Below are 20,111 nucleotides of genomic sequence, written 5' to 3' on the forward strand. Positions count from 1 at the left end.
GCTTACTAATCTTTTATTATTTGCCCATGAAATCGATTCTATTTGCCGTCCTTTTAGTGATTGCTCTACCTAGCTTTGCGATGGATGATCTTCCTGATGGCTTGCCTGATCATATTGTGGGCGATATTGGTGCAGCAGTGTACACGTCTAATTTGCATATCGGTAGCGAGGGCACTCAATCCTTAGCCCTGCCTTACGCCTTCTTTGACTATGAGCGCTTCTTTGCTCGGATCGATGAAGTTGGTATTAAAACTTTCAAGATGGGCTATGGTTATTTCGAGCTTGGTGGAAAAATTAATCTCGATACTTATACGGTCAAATCTACGATCAATGGAACCTCAATCAATCGTAGTGATCCTATTCCATTAGGTGTGGGCACTTTTCAAGAAACGCCCATCGGGGCTTTCTTTATCAATGCATATCATGACTTTGGCAAATCAAAGGGTGCCCTTTATGAGCTTTCTTATTTTGGTGAAATAGAAACGCTTGCGCATGTCGTTGTTTATCCCCAGGTGGGCATTGAGAGGCAGTCTTCCCAATATGCGAACTACTACTATGGCATTACTCCAGGAGAATCTACTGCTACCGGCTACTCAGCTTATACCGCACCAGCCACTAGTAATTTAATGGCAGGGTTAATGGTAGAAATTCCAGTAGTAGATAGTTGGTACGTTAATTTATATGGCAAGCGCAAATGGCTCGGTAACGGAATTAACAATAGCCCTGTCCTAAACCGTTCATTTCAAGACAACATCTTTGTAGCCTTAGCGTATCGATTTAAATAAGATTCGCTAGAGCTTGGTGTGTGAGCCATCACAATACGGTGGCGTAATAGTTTGTTTGCAAGCACATAGGTATACCGTTTTGGCTTCAGCTTCTGCAACCCGCAAAGGATTGAATCCTGATGCAGTGTGTGAGCCATCACAATACGGCTGGCGCTTACTTTTTCCACAAGCACACCAAAAATAGACCTGCCCTGCCTCGACCTCTAATGGACATGGCGACTTTTGCGCAATGATGGGCTTAGGCATTCCCTATTTCGCTTTGATAATGCCGCGATAAATCAAAAACGTTGCGAGCAGGCCCATGCCACCGGCCATCGCCATCCAGTAACCAGGGGATGCCTTATCACCAGTGTTCTCAATTAGCCAGGTGGATACCAAGGGGGTAAATCCGCCAAATAATGCTGTTGCTAAGCTATAGGCCAGTGAGAAGCCTGTGGTTCTGATTCTCGCGGGAATAATTTCAGTCAAGGCGGCAACTGTTGCGCCGTTATAGCTGCCATATAGAAATGATAGCCAGAGCTCAACTGCAAGCATATGTTCATAGCTCGGATTGGCAACCAGCCAGCTGAGCGCTGGATATGCCGTAAATAAAGCTAAGCCAGAAAATAAACCCATAATTGGCCAACGACCAATCCGATCCGATAAGGCGCCCATGACAGGAAGCCAAATGAAATTCGAGAGCCCAACAAAAAAGGTAATTAATAAACTATCCACTATCGATAATTTCATTACGCTCTTGCCAAAGGTTGGCGTATATACCGTGATGAGATAAAACGAAACCGTAGTCATCACAATGAGCATCATGCCAGCAAATACAATCTGCCAATTGATGGCCAGGGTTTGCAAAATTTCTTTAAAAGTAGGATGGTGTTTTTCAGCAAGGAATGCTTCGGTCTCTTGTAAAGAGCGCCGAATTTGAAAAACAACCGGAATAATCATGCAGCCAATAAAGAATGGGATGCGCCAGCCCCAATCTGACATGACTTCTTTGCTGATGGTTTCATTCAAAAAATATCCCAAAGCTGCAGAAAAGATAATGGCTGCCTGTTGGCTAGCGGATTGCCAGCTAACATAAAGGCCCTTATGTCCAGGCGTAGCCATCTCTGATAGATAAACAGAAACACCACCCAACTCCACTCCCGCAGAAAAACCTTGTAACAAGCGCCCAAGCAAAACCAAAAGAGGGGCCAGCAAGCCAATACTGGCATATGAGGGAATGAATGCAACCAAGGCAGTGCCCGTAGCCATAATCGAGAGCGTCAATACCAGACCCTTGCGACGACCAATTCTGTCGATATATCCACCTAAAAAAATGGCGCCCAGCGGTCGCATTAAAAACCCAGCACCAAAGGTAGCAAAGGTCAGCATTAATGAGGCGTATTCACTGGCTGCGGGAAAAAAAGCCTTAGAAATATAAGTAGCGTAAAAGCCAAATAAGAAAAAATCATACATTTCAATAAAGTTACCGCTCGTCACTCGAATAACGGTAGATAACTTTGATTGAGGTTTAGCGATTGCTGTCATCAGAAACTTTCTTTTCTTTTAATCTTCTAAATATATTTTTGATATCTTGCAAAACCTGCAATGCCGCAATGATCATTAGCGACAGAGAAAGCGGTACAACTGCAATGAAACCAAACTTTTTAAAACTCATTGCCCCAATAATGCCACCCAACAGAAACATTAAAAAGAGGGCAAGATGCATTTTGAGTCTGTTGCGGTTGGCTTCAACAAAATATTGTTGATTAGCTGCTTGAGACTTATTCCAATAAAGTAACTTACCAAGCTCAATTCCTATATCCGTGATTACCCCTGTCATATGGGTAGTGCGAATTTCTGCTGAAGATGCTTTGGTCACAATAGCATTTTGTAATCCCATCACAAAACACAGCAATAAGGCAATTGCAGGGACTGTGAGAGGCACATAAAAGCTGAGATGATCTCCTACAAATCCAAATATCAGCAATAAGAATGCCTCCACTAAAAGCGGGAGTGCGAATTGACTATGAATGGCTTGTCTACGGCCCCAGCTCACAATGATTGCCGTTGTCATTGCACCCAATACAAATGCCACCAGAAGCGCAAGCCCTCCCAAAACTGGCAATAGCCTACTTAAGGCGAGATCATCCCCAATTCCAGCAACGATGCCACTCATATGGGATGTATAACGTGCAATCGCCAAAAACCCGCCGGCATTCACTGCACCAGCGACAAATGCCATGTAAACACCCAGATGAAAATCTGAGCGCATGGATCGATGCGGGCTAGTGAGGGCCTGTAGAAATTGAACCGGCATGATGCATTCTAAGTCTGGATTGGATTTGCTGGACCAATATTTACTTATAATATTTTGATGAATTTTCTCAAGCCCTCAATACGCAGTCTATTAGAGTGCCTTCTCAGCGTTGCCCTATACATGGGCTTCTTCTATTTCAACGGCTATATCACCACCTCAATTGAAGATGCACAAGGGGTCAGCTGGATTTTCATTCCCGCCGGCCTGAGAATCTTCTTGACTCTGATTTTTGATTACGCTGGGGCTGCTGGTTTAATGTTAGCCACCCTACTCATTAACTATATTGGCTTTTACCAAACTGACCTGGTGACTAATTTGGGCATTGGCATCATTTGCGGTCTAGCGCCCCTACTCGGCCGACACTTTGTGATACACAATCTCAAAGTGTCCCCCGATCTGAGCAACATCAGCATTCAACAATTGCTGGGCAGCATTACAGCTTATTCTCTTCTAAGCTCGGGGCTGCATCAACTTTGGTTTATTACGCGCGGACTTGACTCTGGCGGAGCAGATCATTTCATCGCAATGTTTACCGGAGACATGGTGGGCTCAATACTCTTTATTGCCATCATTAAATATGGCATTGACTTTATTAAACAGAAAAGCAATAAAACAAACCTCTTAGATTAGGACGATGTTTTATTTTTTGGAGTTTTGATCTTCGGCTTGCGGTTTTACCGGGGAATTCTGATTGGGTGCCGACTTTAAAGTGGTTGGCGGTTTTGCCTGAGCACCTGGGATAGGATTACTAGTCGCTGGGCCTTTGGTGCTGCCTGTTTTGGTGGGGCTTTTGCCGTTAAATAGCTCGCCAAGTCCTGCCGCATATACAAAGCCGAATCCCAAAGTTACCAATACAACTAAGCTCTGCAGTGCTTTTGATTTTTTATTCACAGTGAATTGTCAAACAGCAATATAAAAGTGCATGAAAAAACCACCCGAAGGTGGCTTTTCTTATCAGCGAGGATTACTTGCGTTTATTCACTGCATCCTTGAATGCTTTACCAGCAGAAAACTTTGCTGTTTTAGCGGCTGGGATCTTAATTTCTGCACCAGTTGCAGGATTACGGCCAACACGGGCTGCGCGCTTACCTGATTTGAATGTTCCAAAACCGATTAATTGCACATCATCACCTTTGGTAACTGCTTTGATGATTTGCTCAATGGTTGCGCTCAATACGCGATCTGCTGTTGCTTTAGAGATATCTGCATCGTTTGCAATTTTTTCTACTAATTCTGCTTTATTCATTTTGTCTCCTGGAGAGTATGCAATTTAATGTGGGGATTTTTAACAGTCATTTTGTCTAGTGACGAAATTATTGTATGTGCTTATTTAGACTAAAACAATCAGGAAATCACATAAATGTTAAATATTTTATATCCCCATAATGCTTCTAAATCAGTCCCCATCAGGGTTTCCGAGCAGTCTAATATCGACTTTTGGTCTGCAATGCTGTTTTTTAGTGTGCAGCAAAGGGGGAATGAAGGCCCCAATTTGGGACATTGATTGGAGATCTACTTCAAAACCTGATGAAGCAGCTTCAGAAAACTACCATCTTCTGCATCAATTGGCCCCATCCAATAGGCCTGCGCAATGCCCTGACGATCGACCAGATAGGTAGTTGGAATGCCCCTCACTTTCCAAGCACGATAGGTCAGACTGCTGTTGTCTAAAACAATAGGCAATGCGGCTTCTGAAAATAAGTTTGATTGAAGAAACGTTTTAATCCGTGGCCTGGATTCAGCAAGATTTACTGCTAGTACTACCAAGCCTTGGGATTCATATTTTTCTTGCAGATAGATGAGTTCCCCAAACTCTTCCTTACAGGGCTCACACCAGCTCGCCCAAAAGTTCACCAAAACTACCTTCCCTTTGTATTGCTTGAGGTTAATTGTCTGTCGCGCAAGATTATTCAGCTCCAGGGAAAGAGGTTCTTTTAACCTCAAGCCCGAAACCGGAGCCCATTCAGCATGGGCGCAAGCGGGGATCGCCAGAAGCACAAGCGCACAATAACGCACCAGCGCATTTCTGATATTCAGCATGGACTAGTCAATGCGCTTGCTGGTGATTTTGTATTTAAAATTGACTGGATCTAAAGAATCTAAGCGGCCCTCTTTAGTTTCCCCTTGGGGATACATTAAGAAGGGAATCCTCCCCTTGCCGCCTAATTTGGATCCTGGCAAAGCAATGTCATGACCATAGTTATAAGGCATCCAATTCATTTCCCAATTACCAAACAAATAATCACGTATTGCAATCACCTTAGGGTCATTCAAAGTAAGATTTCCTGGCTCCTCGAGAATCACCTTACGTACGTCAGCAGGATCTACCGCAACCCAACCAAAGCCTTTAGCAAAGAACTCGGCACGACAATGTTGCGCCTTACTAATGTCTGCAGATCTCCCCAAGCTTTTATAGCCTCTTGCAGAATCATCCACCCGAATACCGTATACATCTCTTGCAGGGATGCCTGCAGATCTAGCAAGAGCAACATAAACAGCATTAATGTCAGCACACTTCCCACCAAGATTATTCGTTTCTAGCATGAGCTTGACATCACCCACTCCGCAGCCTTTAGTGGCAGGATCGCGATAGGTGTTCTCAACCACCCAGTTATATATCGCTTTTGCTTTTTCAATGTCACTTGCATTTTTAGGTAGCGGCTTGAGAATCTGATTGGCTTTTTCCTTAACAATTCCATCGGTTGGCAAAAACTCTGTGGCTTGCGTCCAATAAGCATGCTCCTCTTTACTCAACATCAACGCCTGATTGAATTGTCCAGATAAGGTATTGCGTTCACGAGTGGTAATTAAAAACGTGCTGACTAAATTACGGCTGCTGCTTGAAGCATCCCACTGGCCCCACAGCATGCGGGTATCACCTATTGGTGTTTTGAACACACTTGCCTGTTTTGCATCACCGTCCGTTGCAATAGAGATGGTCTTGAAATAATCTGTATCTTTACTTAAGGGCAAAGGTATCCAAGCCTGAACAATCTGATTGGGGGCATCAATGCTCAACTCAGTGGTGATCTCATAGCGCTTCCAGTTATCACCTGCAGCAAAGCTGCTAAATGGGTAAAGGGATGGCAGAGCTAGGGCTCCCAAAGTGTTTTGAATAAATGCGCGGCGAGAGATCTTCATAAGGCCTTCAGTGATCGAGTCTGCCCAAATTATAGGCTCGGTCCTTTATCCCATGAGATGAAAAATAAAAACCGCCCGAAGGCGGCTTTAGCAAACAGAAGAATGCCTAATTAATGAGCCTGCCATTGCAAATGACCGGCTTCGATGTAAGAGAGCACTTTATTCTTGGAAGGCGCAATATCGTCGCCGTTTAAAACCGATGCACTGACAGCTCCAGCAAAGAAAGCAATTACCGCAACCAATAAGTAAGCAAATTTATTCATTGTTATCTCCCATAGTAATTAATCAAGTATCCCTGTTGGAAACTCTAGGCTTGATTTATGTCAGATTGATGAGACATTTATGACAAGTTAGTAAAGACTACCGCTTAATTAGTCTTTAGGTGCGTATTGCATTTCCCCATTGCCGAATGACCAGTTTTCTTTGTTGACCTCAACTAAGTTAATCACAATATCTTGAGGTCTTAACTCAAGCTTGGCCACCAAACCCTCATTAATCGCTTTATAAAACCGCTTCTTCATCTCAGTGGTTCTGCCTTCATTGAGCGTCACCTGAATAAAGATGATGCTTTCTGAATACTCAATTCCTAAATAGCTTTTAGGAATTACTAATTCATTTGTGTCGTGTCTGGTAATCACCTGAAATTTATCGTCTTCGGGCACATTGATATGCTCGCGCATCGCCTGAAAAATAATGTCGCCCACCTGTTTAGCAACTCCATCGGGATGTTTTTTACTTAAGTCAATTCTGACAAATGGCATGAGAGACTCCTTTTCATTTTTTTCAAATCTTACTTTATGAATGCATTACCGTGCCATGATAAAAATACTGTCCCAGCCCAAGTGTAAAAATAAAATTTCCGTAGAGAGCATGCTCTATGCAAACTAAAGCTAAAGACCGGGATCGCGAGTAGGTATTGGCAAACAAGAGACCGCCAATCAATGACATGGCTGGGGCAAGTAAATTATGTAAAAAAAGGTGGGCCATTCCAAACGCGACGGCGCTGGCGATTACCCAATTCTGTCCATTCGAAAACAATAGCCGATAGCGCTCATACATAAACGCGCGATACATGATTTCTTGGGGCACAACCGATAGAACGGGATACAGAATCATTACCAGCAACCACAAGCCAGCATCGCGTCGATACAGACTAAATAGTGACTCAGGCATAAAGCTCACCATGACTGCGGTAATCATGATGGCCAATGGTACAAATCGATACAAAATCTTTAGCAAAGATGATTTATTCACCGCATGCCAGCCCCAGAGTATTTTCAAGCTGATATTTTGATGATGCAGATACCAGAAGCAAAGGAGCCCTGCTGCCCATAACAAGGGAATGAACCAAATTGCGGAGTGCAAGAGCATCAAAGAAAAAGGAGAAACTAGAGAAAAAAGTGCTAGCTCGCACCACAACCAAAAAGTCATATGCATCCGAAAATAGAATTAGGTTTCTTTATATACCCAATTAGACTGGGCTGCTTATGAAAGACTATCTTGGCTTAAACTAAGTCCTACTATTCAGCGGGGTTCAAATGGCTTGGATTATTACGAAGTACCTGCTAACGGCCGGGATGGTGGTGCTGGCCTCTGAAGTAGCTAAGCGGAGTGATAGGTTAGGCGGTTTTATTGCGGCATTGCCATTAATGACTCTTCTAACACTTGTATGGCTGTATGTAGAAAACCAACCCGAAGAGAAAATAGCTAATCACGCTTATTACACCTTCTGGTATGTGATTCCAACATTGCCTATGTTTCTATTATTTCCATACCTACTTCCCAGGCTAGGATTCTGGATAACCATGGGAGCTTGCGTGGTGATAACTGTTATCTGCTTTGGCTTATTTGCTTTGCTGATGAAAGGTTTTGGAATTAATCTTCTGTAAATGAAAAAACCACCCGAAGGTGGTTTGGGTGTTTCTTGGTGGCCCGGGGCGGAATCGACCAGGGCCTAGGATGAGAGATCCTTAAGGCTACTAATGGCTATCCTGGCTTGAATGTTGCCCATATAAAACAAGTAAAGCCGCTACGACTGGAATGGTAGTGGCAAACATAGCTATTCCGGATCCGGACAAATTGAGTGGCGTTGGTTCAATCAAAATAGGCCGCAACATCTGGGGTATCTCAAATACCAAATAGAGCAAGATTGGTGGCAAAAAGAAATTGGGTGGTTTAGGAATGGATATGCTCTTCATAGCTTGAGTGCTATTGGCTATCAATCCAACGATAGATGTAAAGAAGCTGGTCAACACAAACCATCCAACAAAATTTTGAAGAGGGACGCCAAAGTAAGCGCCACCATTAGGCCAGACCCATAGTCCCCTCACAGTTGATTGGAAGGGGTCATTTGAAAAATCATGAGTGGTCATGGCAAGAGCGGCAAAAATAGCAACGCCAATTAATCCAAGCCCAGTTACCCTGGTTGATAAACCACCAATAACTGCCCTACCCATAATGAAGCAGGTATAGCCCAGAGGAAAATAAATCAACATAGCCATAGGCGGCACACCAAGAACTAAAGGTCCACTGAGCCCCTCTGGGTAGTAATACAGTCCATACAAAAATTGGAAATTAACACCAAGCACTTCAGTAAAGTAGCCGGTCAACCAGGTGACAAGAAATATCTTGAGGGTGGTTGGCCATCCCGCCCACATGCTACAGTGAATTAAGCATAAAACAACTGCCATATTTGAAACGGCGTATGTGATTAGCGGAGAGTGATGTGAGAACGGGTAAAGACCTACGATCAAGCAAAGTAATAGCAAGATCCAGCATGTGATTAGCTTCATTTGAGACTCCCCATTGATTAGTTACATTTTTAGCATAGATATATTTCCTAGGGGTTCAAATGAAAAAACCACCCGAAGGTGGTTTTGGTGTTTCTTGGTCGCCCGGGGCGGAATCGACCAGGGCCGAGGATGTCTGATCCTAGCTAGCTTGCTTGTGCCACTTCTGCTTTTCCTCGGGACTCATATTTTCCCATTTGGCTTTACGGGCTTTCATCTCAGCCTGCTCTTCAGGCGTTAATCCATCAAAGAAAGCCTTTCTCTCGGCTTTCATTCTTTCTTTTTGCTCAGGAGTAATTGATTGCCATTGAGCCTTCATTTTCTCGTGAACCAACTTGCGATCTTCAGGGCTTAAAGCCTTCATTTGATCGCGCATCTTATGCCAATATTCTTTACGCTCTTCTGGAGTTGCCTTAAGTAATGCGGCATCAGTTTGTTTCATTTGCTCAAGGCGTTGATCAAATGTCAGGTTGCTGTTTGCCAATGGATTTGGTGGTTCAGGCATTGCCGCACCAGCCAAGGAAAATACAGATATGCCAAATAGCAGTCCAACTACAAATTTCTTAGAACTCATAACACCCCCTCTTGTTGGTTATGGTTCATTCTAATCCCAGCCAATGAAAGCTCATTAGCCACAAATGAAAAAACCACCCGAAGGTGGTTTTGGTGTTTCTTGGTGGCCCGGGGCGGAATCGAACCACCGACACAAGGATTTTCAACTCTGTCCCCCAGACTAAACTCCCGCTAAATCTCAAAAGGTTCACCCCACCTTAGACAAACTTTGTGCACAAAACTTTCTTGGGTGTTTGTATGAGATTGATTTGGTTGAGTTATTTTGACCCACGCAAGGAGTACGAGTGAGTTTGGTGGCGTGATGGGGATTTGACTGACACAGGGATGACGACTCCTTGTTGTGATCGGGGTACCCCACGCATGAAGTGTCCTTTTAAAGGACGTTGCTCATTAATACTGTAAGTGAATGATAGATTCCTTACATACGCATATACGTATGTATACATGCATCAGCCAATAAGTAGGCATGGCTTTTAGTTCGAGTAACTATATATGCATATATACGTATATATGAGAAGTCTTTTTAAAGGACATCTTAGTGAACGTCTATTAACGCGACGCTTACCGTAATAAAAGTTTTATTTTTGTATTAATAAATTAGCCAATTGATCTACAACTTCTGACCACTCTGAGTCGTCGGCCTTAGCTTCAATCAAAAATGCTTTTTGATCTGGCGCCCAGTAAATGGCATCGGGCAGATTAGACCCAGGCTTAAGTTGATGTCTTTCGATGTATCTCTCCATATGAATCTTTTGGGATGACAATCCTAACTGCTCAAAAAGCTCTTCCAAAGTTCTATTGTTCATGCTCATCAGAATTCTCCTTCACCAGTATTTGAAACGGGATCTCTCAACATCAACATCCCCACCTATAGCTCGCATCTTCATCTGACAATGTGGGCAAGTAAGCCCATCCCACTCTGCCAAATGTTTGGTAGAGAGGCAACTTGTACAAGCAGGTGCAATACTAATTTCAGTATTAATACTTCCTGGATGAGCCACCGTATAAGCATCAATTGTTGAGCAAGATTTGCAAACCATTACCACCCTAGAAGAGTGAAGCCCAACCTCTCTACCCATGCCACTAATACATTCAAACTTACAAGAACCACAAATAAATTTATATCTAGCCATAAATCAATCTCACTAATTCTTTTTAGATTGGAGCGCCAATTTCTTCATATGGGCATCTTGAGTGAGTAGTTGCCTTTCTTGATTGGCAACGCCAATAGTGATCTTTTTAGCAATGAGGTCTGCATAAACGCCATCAATTTTTTTAAAGAAATCCTCATAGACCACTTTCTTTTCGGGGCTTAAACCCTCCAAAGCAATTGGCCGACACGAATTAGCTTCAGCCAAATAATTCTTCAATGCCACAGCTTGCTGATCCGTCAATTTATCTGGCGAACTAAAGAGGGCTTTGGCATGAGGATTATTTCTTGTAACAGCGATAATTTGACTGTCTACCAACATTGCATCAGCACTTTGATTACTTCGGATGATGCAATCATTAAGTCGTTTAGCTACAGAACCCGAGTGATCAGGAGCCGGAGCTGTCATTGGTGATGGGACTTTAGCAACTTGCACTGGGTTATTGGGTGCAACGTTTGTCGCGCATCCACTTAGGAAAGCAATCCCCATCAAACTGAGTTTGAATATGTTTTTCATTGAGTAGCCTTTAATGTTTAGCGATACACAAAATCAGCGCGGCGGTTTTCTTTAAATGCCGCTTCTGTCTGAGCTGGGTCAGCTGGCTTTTCTTTTCCAAAGCTCACCGCCTCCAACTGAGATTCGCTAACACCTTGTGCAACTAGAGCTTTCTTAACAGCTTCGGATCGCTTTTGACCTAAGGCTAGGTTGTACTCTGCAGTTCCGCGATCATCGGTATTGCCTTGAATGATCACAGAGGCTTTTTGCTTTTGAAACGATTTTAAGTAAGAGGCATGGGCAGAGATGGTTGAAACATACTTTGGATCTACGGTATAGCTATCAAACTCAAAATAGATCGAACGTTTGCCATATACGCTAGACTTGGGATCGCTAATTGGATCGTAAGTCATTGAGCCGCCAGCATTAACTTCAGCCACACCATTAGCGTCATCTAACTTAACGCTACTACACGCGGATACAAATAAAACTAATAATGCCAAAGGCAATATTTTTACAAATTTAAACATGATGATATTTCCCAAATATGGCTACACGTCGGTAGCCAAATAGCAAAGAGGCATGCCGCTAAAGCACGTCCCGCCCAAGAAGATTAGGCTGTAACTTTGGGTGGCTTAAAGGCTGAGTCGGGGAAGTTTTGCGAAAACAAAACTTCATTTGCAATAGAAAACGTAGCAACTGAAATCGGTGGAGAAAAAACAGTAATCCCAATTTCGGTAATGTTTGCAGTTACATGACTCATGAGGTACATGGTGTGAACCGGCTCTTTGTCATCTACTGATTCTGCAATGTTCTGTACTTGCATCACTATTGAACCGTTGGCGTAACTATAAGCAAGCTCTGCCCGCTCAATTGCGGCTTGAATAAAAATACTTCCAGCGGCCGCCTTGAATGCGATCATGAAGAGGCAAATGAATAAAACGAGTGTTTTACTACGAGGCAACATGGTTCAAATTCTATACCTGATTACCAAATTTGTCCTTTAAAAGGACATTACATGAAAAGGGTACCCCGAGCAATGCCACCCCTATAGTTGAAACGGTCAAACAGGATTACTCATCCTGACGTTTAGATTGTCAGCTCTAAGCAATGACATAAGGCGCTGGAACTAAGGTGAGCTCACCATTGCTTAACTTAGACTCAAATAACTAGGGTAGAAATGAAAAAAGAGAGCTAGAAGCTCTCTTTTTGAATCTTGGTGGCCCGGGGCGGAATCGACCAGGGCCGAGGATGTTTAATCCTGCTTTAGACTATCCAATAACCACTTCTTCATAAGGCTCAAATGGCTTGGATCATCGCAAAGTATCTATTAACAGCAGGGATGGTTGTATTCATATCTGAGGTTGCCAAACGCAGTGATCGATTAGGTGGCTTTATTGCGGCATTGCCCGTAATGACTCTTCTAACACTTGTATGGCTGTATGTAGAAAACCAACCCGAAGAGAAAATAGCTAATCACGCTTATTACACCTTCTGGTATGTGATTCCAACATTGCCTATGTTTTTACTATTTCCATACTTGCTTCCTAAGCTAGGCTTTTGGTTAACCCTGGGAGCCTGTGTAGTGGCAACAGTAATTTGTTTTGGATTATTTACGTTGATAATGAAAAACTTTGGGATTCAGCTGTTGTAATGTTTTGTCGTTTTAAACGACATCGACTGACGCAGAAATATCTAATTGCTCTTTACCCTACTAAGCCAGAAATATAAAAACCACCCGAAGGTGGCTTCTACCCACGCTCAACTGATTTATCCGCAGTTTCTGCCTGACATCATTTGCGGACCATATCCTGCAGGCAAAGTAATGCCTTTTTCTTTGGCGCGCTTTTCCATCTCGGTATGCGTAGCTGTCATGATTGCTTGACGCTCTTCTACTGTTTTGGCATCCATCATCTTGTCCATCATGGCAAGTCTTTCGGCTGGCGTCATTAACTCGCGCATGATTTTCATGTTGGCGTTTTGCTCCATCATCTGACCTTGCATCATTTGGCCGCGCATCATGCCTGGGCCTATGCCATTACCCATTGGACCTGGCTGAGCATAGGCTACAGCCAATCCAAGACCCATGACAGTGGCAACGCTAATTGCAATTTTGTTTACAGTTTTCATTTTGAATTTCCTATTCATTTAGTTAGTTACAGCAACAACTTGTGCCACTCTTACAAGAACCACTCTTAGCCTTTGCTTGAGGCGATGCATCAGAACTGATCTTTGCGGGATAACCATCCTCTTCTAATGCCGCAATAATCTCTTTTACCTGTTGCGAGATATTGCCTTCAACCTTGACTGCGCCAGAGGCAAGATCTACCTCAACCTTTTGCACCCCAGCAATTGAATTAATGGCTTTTTCAACATGCTTTACGCAAGCACCACAAGTCATTCCACTTACCGTTAAATTGATTGTTTCCATACCAACCTCCTTTGTATGAATTGATTATTCGCTCAATCATCCAAAGAGCGTATGATTTAAATCATATGGACATCTATATTCCTGAACTGCTAAAGGAGCTCCTGCCCAAAGGACTATTGGGGCAATGTCATGCCCATCACTTTGAAAAAGGTGATTACCTTTTCCATCAGGGCAAAAAACCTGAATACATGTTCTTTATTGTTTCGGGCGAAGCTGTTCTTACGAGAATCAGTAGCCATGGAGAGCCCACTACATTACAAAGATGTAAGGGTGGCTTTGTCAGTGAAGCCAGTTTGTTAGTAGATGCTTATCACTGTGATGCTATTGCGACTCACAATGGACAAGCGATCACGCTACCCATTAAATCTTTAAGAGAAGCACTCGCCGATAGCAAGTTCTCAATGAAATGGGTGCAGTTGCTAAGCAAAGAGATCATGCGCCTTCGAACACAATCTGAACGATTGGGACTCAAAGACATTCGCAGTAAATTAATTCATCTGATTGAGACCGAAGGCAAACAAGGCGTATTGACACTTCAGTCTGATTTCAAATCCATGGCTTCAGAGATCGGCGTTACGCATGAGGCGTTATATAGGGCTATCGCCACATTAGAAAAAGAAGGTCTACTAGAAAAACATCCTGATTCCTTGGAATTGCTAAAGAAAAAATAATACTCAAGAGGTAATGTCGTTTAAAACGACATCTCAAGCACCGACCCTAGATGAGTGTCGCTTAAATCGACACTTGACCACTACAGGGATGTCAAATCCCCCGTTCATTAAGCGTCCTTTAAAAGGACGATTCAATATGGAGATATCTGGGAGAAATGGTGACTGACCGCGGCTGACACTAGAGATTCTATGGGCCAACTCTAATGCTTCAAGAATTCTTGGTGGCCCGGGGCGGAATCGATTAGGACGTAGGAGTTCTCATCCTTGCGGAAAGTGCTCGATATGAACCTCACCTTGCCGCCCGAAATAGTTGACATACTTTCCAGCTATCCAAACGATGTATCCAATACAGCCGGCAGACATCGTTAGCTTAATAAACTCAGGGTATCTAACCGCATCACTTTGAGCACCACGAATGGCTGAAACAACATCTTCTTTATTAAATGAACTTGGAATCTCAATTGAAGGTATTGCCATGGGAATAGTAAATGCCCCATTGCCTGACAAATAATAAGTCGTAGATTGATTCCGATAGTCAGCGAAGTAGGACTCAACGCCAACCTCAATTAAGCGGCCCAATGCCTCTGGGAACGTTAACAAGCCAGCATGAGATTCACGAGCGCATTTTTCAATAACTTCTTTTGTATTCGGATTCATAAGCAACCTTAAATTGATAGCTTGAATTATCTCGCCTCATAAATGAAAAAACCACCCGAAGGTGGTTTTGGTATTTCTTGGTGGCCCGGAGTGGAATCGACCAGGGCCTCTGGAAATTCTCATCCTACCCCTAGACTAATTCCAGCTAAGGTTCAATTTCTTATGCGAAGCGGCACAATCTCTCAAATAGAGATTAATGAGGCTTTGATAAGGAATTCCAACTTCTTCTGATACAGATTTGAAGTAACTCACTGAATCCTCATCCAATCTAATCGTAATAGGCTTCTTGAGCATAGAAGCATATGGATTTTTACGAGCTTTTGAGAAATCATACTCTTTACGCATCTTCATCACCTTTAATAAGCTTTTGACTCTTTAGGGGTTGCCTTACGAGCCGAAATAATACGAACGACATTACCCTCGCTTCGATAACAATGGCAAACCAAAATCACACGAAGAGAATGGCTTACTCCCAGCAAGATAAATCTGTCTTCGTCCTCCGAATGATCGGGGTCGGAAATTAACTTAGCACTTTCATCATAAAACACAGATTTCGCCTCTTCAAATGAAATACCGTGTTTCTTCAGATTGGCTGAAGCTTTTCTAGGCTCCCATTCAAATCGTAACGAAGTCATATGTACATTGTACATACATCATCTGGGATAAGCAACCAGGGTTAAAAATCCTGAATCACGCAACCTTTCCGAAAGACCAAATGAAAAAACCACCCGAAGGTGGTTTTGGTGTTTCTTGGTGGCCCGGGGCGGAATCGAACCACCGACACAAGGATTTTCAACCCGTTCAGCTAGACCGATTTCGCTTTTTAAGCATCTGGTTCTCCCACCATGTGAAAACTTTGTTCACAAAATCAACATGCCCTTTGTATGAGATTGATTTGGAAGAAGTATTTGACCGACATAAGCAGTACGGTAGTTAATGCGTCGGACATGAGGCTTGACTGGCGCAGGGATGGAGCATCCTTGGGGTGCTCACCACCGCAACATGAAGTATCTTTTTAACCTAAGCTTGTACAAAAGCTTTAGTGCACCAACTCTAGAATCCTGTCCTTGCCTTTGCATTCATCATTGAATGTAAAAATAATGGATCATCAAAAAAACTAAAAGAGTCTTTACCAATAAAATTAGTTAAATTCTTAGAAAACAAATAAGGCTTACCAAACGGAAGGGTATTCACATCCTCAAACTTAAAAAAGGGGGCCGCCAGAACTGGTAAAGTCGATGCAAATTTTTCATTAAGGTACAGATGAGTTGGCCATCGGTCATAAATGCCATCAAAACACTCAGAAATAAATAATAGCCCACCAGGCTTTAAATTGTCACTGATATATTTCAAAAAGTTTCGAGGATCTGAGACATGTTCAATAACCTCCAGCGAGATAATTGCATCATATGGGGAATCTGGAGCTGTCAAAATTGAAAGTCTTAATTCTTCATTTTGACTTTCCATGGCATTTTTTAAATTTAGCTCAGCACATCTACTCATTAAAGATTGATCAAAATCAATATAGTCGACATTAAATCCACTAGAAGCCAGGATTATTGAATCAACGCCCAAACCGTCGCCCAAGCACAATATTTTAGGGTTTGGAATGCTTAATTTCAGCTCTTGAAGCCTCAAAACAATGTAAGCAATCATATTTTGCTTGGCCGCATCTTTTATGTTTGCCAAAAGCTCAATGGCTAAGCCTATTCCACTCTTGTATAAATGATTCATATTTTCAGACTGCCCAAAAGGAACCACGTCAAATTCACTTATATCTCTCAAAACTGAAAATCCAGGAGATTTAATTTCCTTCTTAACTAGATCATGAATCTGTGTAGCTGAAACCGGCTGAGACGAGCTTTTAGAAATATCTGAAATATTTTTAATGATCTGTTCGGTAGTGATTACAGGGTTAAGAATTTTTTCAAAGGCCTCTAAATCTAATGGGATATCTTTTTTTGACGCATTATTAAAATCAAGAATAGCGAGCTCTATTGCTTTAGAGGCTTTGGCCATTCTTGATTGAAGGCTATTTTTTTCTAAAACTTTTAAATACTGCATCTTAGATAGCGAAGAATACTCTTCATAGTTATCAATGATTTTCTCTATAACCCTAACGCACTGATCAACATCATCAACCGCATAAATAAATTTAGCTGGAAGGATCTCATTGGGGCCCCCAGATCCGGATGCGGCAATTGGTATACCCATAGCGAGGGATTCAGAAATTGTTAATCCGAATGGCTCGCTATACGAGCAAACTAAGTTAATTTTTTTACCTGGGATTTTGAATGGCTCTGATAGATGAGGATGAATGAAAACATTTTTTTCCCCCCTGATTGAGTATTGCTGAGCCAGCTTATAGGATCCAGAATTATCTGATCCTATGATATGTAAACTTACATTCTTCCCCCTTAACCTTAGAGCCTTAAGAACAGTAATTGCAAAATGGGTATTTTTTCTCCTAGATTTAGTACCAACAACTAAAAGGGAGAATGGCGCTAAATTTACATCTGAGGCTTGAGGTTCGCTGAATTCTAGATAGGGTGCAAAAGGATATAGAACGCTACATTTATCCTGATCTAAAAAAGAGCTTGTTACATACTCGGAGGCGCAGAGTATATGATTAGAAAGGTGGCTGATTAACCCTAAATAAAATTTATCAGTGCATCCATGAGGCGCTAAATCTTTTTCATCAAATAAATATTCGTGTGCATAAGTCATGCATGGAATATTCAACCCTCTACCGATAAGCATGCCAAGGAGAGTAACTATAGTATTGGATATCACTAGATCATAGTTGAGATTTTTAAGTTGCCCAATCAATTCCTTAATTTTGGGGTCGCAAAAATGTAGCAGGGTGCTTGCTGGATTTGGTAAAGAGAAACCCGTTGGTAGAACCCCACATTTAACACCCATACTCTTTAGCCTGTCTGCCAACTCACCATCCTGGGAAGGGAGCAATACAGATACTCGATGCTCTCCAATTAAGAGGCTTACAAAATCAACTAGCGCCCTTTCGGCGCCCCCAAGGCTCGACGAGTGGGAAAAGATCAAAATATTCATAATTACTATTCTGCCATCCTTTTAAATACCCACAGAAATGTAAAGCCCTCCAATCACTATCGATTGAATAGGCGCCCTATCAAGAGAATTCTCAGTTTATGTAGCCTTTTACACATGAAGTTCTTTTAATCAACACAAGGATATCAAATTAGTTTGTCGTTTTAAACGACATCTTGAGTCATGGGGAAAGATGGAGGACTTAGAGAAAGTGGCGATTACCTGCCAAGCCATGAAAGAAAATAGCCCAACAAGGGGCTATTGAGATTCTTGGTGGCCCGGGGCGGAATCGAACCACCGACACAAGGATTTTCAACTCTCCGATAGACCGTACTTTCGCTTTCTGCCCTACAAGGTTAACCCCACCACGGTCTAACTTTGTGCACAAAACTTTCTTGGGTGTTTGTATGAGACTGATTTGGTTGAGTTATTTTGACCCACGCAAGGAGTGCATGTGAGTTTGGTGGCGTAGTGGGGATTTGACTGACACAGCAAGTGAGATATCCCTGTGTCGGTCAGGATACCCCACGCATGAAGTGTCCTTTAAAAGGACATTACCTCTATAAACCCCTTGTATAGCTCTTGTTATCTTTTGGCTCAACCACAGCAAGAATTCCTAAAATTAACAATGCCGCGATAACTTCAGCCATAACAAATCCTAAGACATCATTAGGGGCGATCCCCACAAAGGTATTGGTGAAGCTCCTAGCTACTGCTACTGCTGGGTTACTAAAGAAGGTAGAGGAAGTAAACCAGTAGCCTGCTGTCACTGTTAGAGCAACTAACATTGGAACCTTATCTTTAGCTTCCTTGTCCCCAATATGAATGACTGAGAGCAATACAAGAGTAGATATAAGCTCACTTACCCAAATACCCAATCCAGTTCTAACCTTCGTTGACTCTTGAATAATAGGTAAGCTAAACATTAAATGTGTGAGCCAGATACCAGCAATAGCGCCTGTGAACTGGCAAACCCAATAGCCCAACATCTTTTTCAAATCGAGATGCCCTAGCTTCCAAAACATCAAAGTGACTACTGGATTAAAGTGAGCTCCAGAAATAGGTCCTAGTAAAACAATTAAAGCGAAGAGTCCTGCCCCAGTAGCAATGCTATTTCCAAGTAAAGCTACTGCGGCATTACCAGAGCCCAATGTCTCGCCCATGAAGCCGGACCCTGCCACTATTGCTAATAGCAGGGCTGTGCCCACAAACTCACTTACATAACTTTTCATGCTTTTGTATGAATCTCTTTTAGGCTCATTGAATCTAATTTGTCTAAGGGCATAGATGCCAAGATATCGATACGCTTTTTCAAACCAATCATCACATCCTTAAATGCTTTGCGTTTTTCTTCATCACCACCTTGAACTTGTGATGGATCAGGAAAGCCCCAGTGAGCTGTAGAAGGTTTGCCAGGCCAGAATGGGCATACTTCACCCGCGGCATTGTCACAAACAGTAATAATGAAATCCATTTGTGGAGCATCAGGCAAGCCATACTCATCCCATGACTTAGAGCGCAACTTATTCTCGTCGTAGCCCATCTCTAAGGCTAACTCTCTAGCAAAAGGATTAACAGATGTACCTGGGGTAGAGCCAGCTGAGTAACCAACAAACTTACCACTTAGATGGGTTGATGCCAATGCTTCACCCAATACAGAACGGGCGGAGTTGTGAGTACACAAAAAGAGAATGTTGTATTGCTTCATTTGGCTTTGGCTTTCTTAAGGGGTTTGATGGGAAGGCAAGACTTACCGCCACAGCAGTTCTCTAATAAAAATTCACTTAGCTTTTGAACTTGCTCAGCATTAGGTCGATAGATTAAGTTGCGACTTTGACGCTCTACTAAAAGTAGCTCAGCATCAACTAAATCTTTTAAGTGAAAACTCAGAGTGGCATTCGGAATACCCAGCTTTTCAATAATCTGACTGGGAGTTAGTCCCTCATCGCCACGCTGAACAATGAGGCGAAATACATTAAGCCGAGTTTCTTGCCCAAGAGCTAGGAAAGCAGAGATAGCGTTATCATTGTTCATATTTCGAATTATATGGAAATAT

30 protein-coding genes are annotated in these 20,111 nt (G+C 42.5%); 5 read left to right on the forward strand and 25 right to left on the reverse strand.

Translation table 11 applies throughout. The features are described 5' to 3' along the window. Positions 1-26 precede the first annotated feature (26 nt). Positions 27-785, forward strand: a complete 759-nt coding sequence (locus tag AOC06_RS08555; RefSeq protein ID WP_215380223.1) for a MipA/OmpV family protein — start codon at positions 27-29, stop codon at positions 783-785. A gap of 6 nt (positions 786-791) precedes the next feature. Here AOC06_RS08555 and AOC06_RS08560 read toward each other — a convergent pair whose 3' ends face one another. The 3 genes from AOC06_RS08560 to AOC06_RS08570 are packed head-to-tail and all read right to left on the reverse strand — an operon-like array spanning position 792 to position 3,081. Beyond that, the gene (locus AOC06_RS08560) at positions 792-1,031 is read right to left on the reverse strand and encodes a CDGSH iron-sulfur domain-containing protein (protein ID WP_215380225.1); all 240 of its coding nucleotides are present in this window, start codon (positions 1,029-1,031) and stop codon (positions 792-794) included. A gap of 3 nt (positions 1,032-1,034) precedes the next feature. Beyond that, positions 1,035-2,309 (reverse strand): MFS transporter, encoded by a 1,275-nt coding sequence (locus AOC06_RS08565; RefSeq protein ID WP_215380227.1) that lies wholly within the window; start codon positions 2,307-2,309, stop codon positions 1,035-1,037. After that, a complete protein-coding gene (locus AOC06_RS08570; protein WP_215380229.1) occupies positions 2,293-3,081 on the reverse strand; it encodes a YoaK family protein in 789 nt (262 codons plus the stop codon). Before AOC06_RS08570 ends, AOC06_RS08565 begins: the two co-directional genes overlap by 17 nt. 57 nt (positions 3,082-3,138) lie before the next feature. Between AOC06_RS08570 and AOC06_RS08575 the strand changes: the two genes are divergently transcribed. Continuing rightward, positions 3,139-3,711, forward strand: a complete 573-nt coding sequence (locus AOC06_RS08575) for a hypothetical protein (protein WP_255879951.1) — start codon at positions 3,139-3,141, stop codon at positions 3,709-3,711. A 9-nt stretch (positions 3,712-3,720) separates the two neighbouring features. On the opposite strand, the gene AOC06_RS08580 is transcribed toward AOC06_RS08575, so the two are convergent. From AOC06_RS08580 to AOC06_RS08610, 7 genes are all read right to left on the reverse strand, one after another. Then, complete coding sequence (locus AOC06_RS08580; protein WP_215380231.1) at positions 3,721-3,972, reverse strand: hypothetical protein; 252 nt, start codon at positions 3,970-3,972, stop codon at positions 3,721-3,723. A 73-nt stretch (positions 3,973-4,045) separates the two neighbouring features. Then, entirely contained in the window at positions 4,046-4,327 is a 282-nt protein-coding gene (locus AOC06_RS08585) for an HU family DNA-binding protein (protein WP_112205669.1), read from the reverse strand. A gap of 266 nt (positions 4,328-4,593) precedes the next feature. After that, on the reverse strand, positions 4,594-5,121 hold the full coding sequence (locus tag AOC06_RS08590) for a TlpA disulfide reductase family protein (RefSeq protein ID WP_215380232.1): 528 nt from the start codon (positions 5,119-5,121) through the stop codon (positions 4,594-4,596). 3 nt (positions 5,122-5,124) lie between these two features. Further along, the gene (locus AOC06_RS08595) at positions 5,125-6,222 is read right to left on the reverse strand and encodes a transglutaminase-like domain-containing protein (RefSeq protein ID WP_215380234.1); all 1,098 of its coding nucleotides are present in this window, start codon (positions 6,220-6,222) and stop codon (positions 5,125-5,127) included. A 110-nt stretch (positions 6,223-6,332) separates the two neighbouring features. Continuing rightward, the gene (locus AOC06_RS08600; RefSeq protein ID WP_215336577.1) at positions 6,333-6,485 is read right to left on the reverse strand and encodes a hypothetical protein; all 153 of its coding nucleotides are present in this window, start codon (positions 6,483-6,485) and stop codon (positions 6,333-6,335) included. Between the two features lie 108 nt (positions 6,486-6,593). Further along, on the reverse strand, positions 6,594-6,983 hold the full coding sequence (locus tag AOC06_RS08605; RefSeq protein ID WP_215380236.1) for a tautomerase family protein: 390 nt from the start codon (positions 6,981-6,983) through the stop codon (positions 6,594-6,596). Between the two features lie 34 nt (positions 6,984-7,017). Beyond that, the gene (locus AOC06_RS08610) at positions 7,018-7,653 is read right to left on the reverse strand and encodes a CPBP family intramembrane glutamic endopeptidase (RefSeq protein WP_215380237.1); all 636 of its coding nucleotides are present in this window, start codon (positions 7,651-7,653) and stop codon (positions 7,018-7,020) included. A 107-nt stretch (positions 7,654-7,760) separates the two neighbouring features. Between AOC06_RS08610 and AOC06_RS08615 the strand changes: the two genes are divergently transcribed. Continuing rightward, complete coding sequence (locus tag AOC06_RS08615) at positions 7,761-8,111, forward strand: DUF3147 family protein (protein WP_215380239.1); 351 nt, start codon at positions 7,761-7,763, stop codon at positions 8,109-8,111. A 90-nt stretch (positions 8,112-8,201) separates the two neighbouring features. Here AOC06_RS08615 and AOC06_RS08620 read toward each other — a convergent pair whose 3' ends face one another. The 6 genes from AOC06_RS08620 to AOC06_RS08645 form a co-directional block, all read right to left on the reverse strand. Next, positions 8,202-9,014, reverse strand: coding sequence for a carotenoid biosynthesis protein (locus AOC06_RS08620; RefSeq protein ID WP_215285600.1), 813 nt, complete (start codon positions 9,012-9,014; stop codon positions 8,202-8,204). A gap of 139 nt (positions 9,015-9,153) precedes the next feature. Next, positions 9,154-9,585 carry a DUF3106 domain-containing protein gene (locus AOC06_RS08625; RefSeq protein WP_215278087.1) on the reverse strand — a complete coding sequence of 144 codons (432 nt, stop codon included), beginning with the start codon at positions 9,583-9,585 and terminating at the stop codon, positions 9,154-9,156. Positions 9,586-10,162: 577 nt separating this feature from the next. Continuing rightward, positions 10,163-10,396: a DUF2789 family protein gene (locus AOC06_RS08630; protein ID WP_112205697.1), complete on the reverse strand. Its 234-nt coding sequence runs from the start codon at positions 10,394-10,396 to the stop codon at positions 10,163-10,165. 333 nt (positions 10,397-10,729) lie between these two features. Next, positions 10,730-11,251, reverse strand: a complete 522-nt coding sequence (locus AOC06_RS08635) for a hypothetical protein (protein ID WP_215380242.1) — start codon at positions 11,249-11,251, stop codon at positions 10,730-10,732. 17 nt (positions 11,252-11,268) lie between these two features. Further along, complete coding sequence (gene pal / locus AOC06_RS08640) at positions 11,269-11,760, reverse strand: peptidoglycan-associated lipoprotein Pal (RefSeq protein WP_215374476.1); 492 nt, start codon at positions 11,758-11,760, stop codon at positions 11,269-11,271. A gap of 83 nt (positions 11,761-11,843) precedes the next feature. After that, on the reverse strand, positions 11,844-12,197 hold the full coding sequence (locus AOC06_RS08645) for a hypothetical protein (protein WP_215380244.1): 354 nt from the start codon (positions 12,195-12,197) through the stop codon (positions 11,844-11,846). Positions 12,198-12,533: 336 nt separating this feature from the next. Here AOC06_RS08645 and AOC06_RS08650 point away from each other — a divergent pair, with 336 nt between their 5' ends. Continuing rightward, entirely contained in the window at positions 12,534-12,884 is a 351-nt protein-coding gene (locus AOC06_RS08650; RefSeq protein WP_215380246.1) for a DUF3147 family protein, read from the forward strand. A gap of 116 nt (positions 12,885-13,000) precedes the next feature. Here the strand turns inward: AOC06_RS08650 and AOC06_RS08655 are convergent, their stop codons facing one another. Beyond that, entirely contained in the window at positions 13,001-13,360 is a 360-nt protein-coding gene (locus AOC06_RS08655; RefSeq protein WP_215380247.1) for a hypothetical protein, read from the reverse strand. A gap of 22 nt (positions 13,361-13,382) precedes the next feature. Beyond that, positions 13,383-13,661 (reverse strand): heavy-metal-associated domain-containing protein, encoded by a 279-nt coding sequence (locus AOC06_RS08660; RefSeq protein WP_096673119.1) that lies wholly within the window; start codon positions 13,659-13,661, stop codon positions 13,383-13,385. 65 nt (positions 13,662-13,726) lie between these two features. Between AOC06_RS08660 and AOC06_RS08665 the strand changes: the two genes are divergently transcribed. Next, positions 13,727-14,332: a Crp/Fnr family transcriptional regulator gene (locus AOC06_RS08665; protein WP_215307312.1), complete on the forward strand. Its 606-nt coding sequence runs from the start codon at positions 13,727-13,729 to the stop codon at positions 14,330-14,332. 258 nt (positions 14,333-14,590) lie between these two features. On the opposite strand, the gene AOC06_RS08670 is transcribed toward AOC06_RS08665, so the two are convergent. The 7 genes from AOC06_RS08670 to AOC06_RS08700 all read right to left on the reverse strand — a co-directional run bounded on the left by AOC06_RS08670 (position 14,591) and on the right by AOC06_RS08700 (position 20,089). After that, complete coding sequence (locus AOC06_RS08670) at positions 14,591-14,989, reverse strand: DUF1398 family protein (RefSeq protein ID WP_215380249.1); 399 nt, start codon at positions 14,987-14,989, stop codon at positions 14,591-14,593. A 135-nt stretch (positions 14,990-15,124) separates the two neighbouring features. Then, positions 15,125-15,334, reverse strand: a complete 210-nt coding sequence (locus tag AOC06_RS08675) for a BrnA antitoxin family protein (protein WP_215380250.1) — start codon at positions 15,332-15,334, stop codon at positions 15,125-15,127. 11 nt (positions 15,335-15,345) lie between these two features. Beyond that, on the reverse strand, positions 15,346-15,624 hold the full coding sequence (locus tag AOC06_RS08680; protein WP_068949842.1) for a BrnT family toxin: 279 nt from the start codon (positions 15,622-15,624) through the stop codon (positions 15,346-15,348). A 418-nt stretch (positions 15,625-16,042) separates the two neighbouring features. Then, positions 16,043-18,058 (reverse strand): glycosyltransferase, encoded by a 2,016-nt coding sequence (locus AOC06_RS08685; protein WP_215380253.1) that lies wholly within the window; start codon positions 18,056-18,058, stop codon positions 16,043-16,045. 557 nt (positions 18,059-18,615) lie between these two features. Beyond that, entirely contained in the window at positions 18,616-19,287 is a 672-nt protein-coding gene (locus tag AOC06_RS08690; RefSeq protein WP_215380255.1) for an aquaporin, read from the reverse strand. Next, positions 19,284-19,763: an arsenate reductase ArsC gene (locus AOC06_RS08695; protein ID WP_215284966.1), complete on the reverse strand. Its 480-nt coding sequence runs from the start codon at positions 19,761-19,763 to the stop codon at positions 19,284-19,286. Before AOC06_RS08695 ends, AOC06_RS08690 begins: the two co-directional genes overlap by 4 nt. Further along, positions 19,760-20,089, reverse strand: coding sequence for an ArsR/SmtB family transcription factor (locus AOC06_RS08700; RefSeq protein WP_215380258.1), 330 nt, complete (start codon positions 20,087-20,089; stop codon positions 19,760-19,762). The genes AOC06_RS08695 and AOC06_RS08700 overlap by 4 nt, the downstream gene beginning before the upstream one ends. Positions 20,090-20,111: the final 22 nt, after the last annotated feature.

This window comes from Polynucleobacter paludilacus (assembly GCF_018687595.1).
Lineage (GTDB): Bacteria > Pseudomonadota > Gammaproteobacteria > Burkholderiales > Burkholderiaceae > Polynucleobacter > Polynucleobacter paludilacus.

Excerpts from the sequence above, each read along its gene's own strand:
- pal (WP_215374476.1), bottom strand. The coding sequence starts at position 11,760 with ATGTTTAAATTTGTAAAAATATTGCCTTTGGCATTATTAGTTTTATTT.
- AOC06_RS08660 (WP_096673119.1), bottom strand. The coding sequence starts at position 13,661 with ATGGAAACAATCAATTTAACGGTAAGTGGAATGACTTGTGGTGCTTGC.
- AOC06_RS08700 (WP_215380258.1), bottom strand. The coding sequence starts at position 20,089 with ATGAACAATGATAACGCTATCTCTGCTTTCCTAGCTCTTGGGCAAGAA.
- AOC06_RS08630 (WP_112205697.1), bottom strand. The coding sequence starts at position 10,396 with ATGAGCATGAACAATAGAACTTTGGAAGAGCTTTTTGAGCAGTTAGGA.
- AOC06_RS08655 (WP_215380247.1), bottom strand. The coding sequence starts at position 13,360 with ATGAAAACTGTAAACAAAATTGCAATTAGCGTTGCCACTGTCATGGGT.
- AOC06_RS08635 (WP_215380242.1), bottom strand. The coding sequence starts at position 11,251 with ATGAAAAACATATTCAAACTCAGTTTGATGGGGATTGCTTTCCTAAGT.
- AOC06_RS08675 (WP_215380250.1), bottom strand. The coding sequence starts at position 15,334 with ATGCGTAAAGAGTATGATTTCTCAAAAGCTCGTAAAAATCCATATGCT.
- AOC06_RS08570 (WP_215380229.1), bottom strand. The coding sequence starts at position 3,081 with ATGCCGGTTCAATTTCTACAGGCCCTCACTAGCCCGCATCGATCCATG.
- AOC06_RS08565 (WP_215380227.1), bottom strand. The coding sequence starts at position 2,309 with ATGACAGCAATCGCTAAACCTCAATCAAAGTTATCTACCGTTATTCGA.
- AOC06_RS08590 (WP_215380232.1), bottom strand. The coding sequence starts at position 5,121 with ATGCTGAATATCAGAAATGCGCTGGTGCGTTATTGTGCGCTTGTGCTT.
- AOC06_RS08575 (WP_255879951.1), top strand. The coding sequence starts at position 3,139 with ATGAATTTTCTCAAGCCCTCAATACGCAGTCTATTAGAGTGCCTTCTC.
- AOC06_RS08690 (WP_215380255.1), bottom strand. The coding sequence starts at position 19,287 with ATGAAAAGTTATGTAAGTGAGTTTGTGGGCACAGCCCTGCTATTAGCA.
- AOC06_RS08645 (WP_215380244.1), bottom strand. The coding sequence starts at position 12,197 with ATGTTGCCTCGTAGTAAAACACTCGTTTTATTCATTTGCCTCTTCATG.
- AOC06_RS08610 (WP_215380237.1), bottom strand. The coding sequence starts at position 7,653 with ATGACTTTTTGGTTGTGGTGCGAGCTAGCACTTTTTTCTCTAGTTTCT.
- AOC06_RS08560 (WP_215380225.1), bottom strand. The coding sequence starts at position 1,031 with ATGCCTAAGCCCATCATTGCGCAAAAGTCGCCATGTCCATTAGAGGTC.
- AOC06_RS08625 (WP_215278087.1), bottom strand. The coding sequence starts at position 9,585 with ATGAGTTCTAAGAAATTTGTAGTTGGACTGCTATTTGGCATATCTGTA.
- AOC06_RS08600 (WP_215336577.1), bottom strand. The coding sequence starts at position 6,485 with ATGAATAAATTTGCTTACTTATTGGTTGCGGTAATTGCTTTCTTTGCT.
- AOC06_RS08595 (WP_215380234.1), bottom strand. The coding sequence starts at position 6,222 with ATGAAGATCTCTCGCCGCGCATTTATTCAAAACACTTTGGGAGCCCTA.
- AOC06_RS08605 (WP_215380236.1), bottom strand. The coding sequence starts at position 6,983 with ATGCCATTTGTCAGAATTGACTTAAGTAAAAAACATCCCGATGGAGTT.
- AOC06_RS08670 (WP_215380249.1), bottom strand. The coding sequence starts at position 14,989 with ATGAATCCGAATACAAAAGAAGTTATTGAAAAATGCGCTCGTGAATCT.
- AOC06_RS08695 (WP_215284966.1), bottom strand. The coding sequence starts at position 19,763 with ATGAAGCAATACAACATTCTCTTTTTGTGTACTCACAACTCCGCCCGT.
- AOC06_RS08555 (WP_215380223.1), top strand. The coding sequence starts at position 27 with ATGAAATCGATTCTATTTGCCGTCCTTTTAGTGATTGCTCTACCTAGC.
- AOC06_RS08620 (WP_215285600.1), bottom strand. The coding sequence starts at position 9,014 with ATGAAGCTAATCACATGCTGGATCTTGCTATTACTTTGCTTGATCGTA.
- AOC06_RS08680 (WP_068949842.1), bottom strand. The coding sequence starts at position 15,624 with ATGACTTCGTTACGATTTGAATGGGAGCCTAGAAAAGCTTCAGCCAAT.
- AOC06_RS08585 (WP_112205669.1), bottom strand. The coding sequence starts at position 4,327 with ATGAATAAAGCAGAATTAGTAGAAAAAATTGCAAACGATGCAGATATC.
- AOC06_RS08685 (WP_215380253.1), bottom strand. The coding sequence starts at position 18,058 with ATGAATATTTTGATCTTTTCCCACTCGTCGAGCCTTGGGGGCGCCGAA.
- AOC06_RS08650 (WP_215380246.1), top strand. The coding sequence starts at position 12,534 with ATGGCTTGGATCATCGCAAAGTATCTATTAACAGCAGGGATGGTTGTA.
- AOC06_RS08615 (WP_215380239.1), top strand. The coding sequence starts at position 7,761 with ATGGCTTGGATTATTACGAAGTACCTGCTAACGGCCGGGATGGTGGTG.
- AOC06_RS08665 (WP_215307312.1), top strand. The coding sequence starts at position 13,727 with ATGGACATCTATATTCCTGAACTGCTAAAGGAGCTCCTGCCCAAAGGA.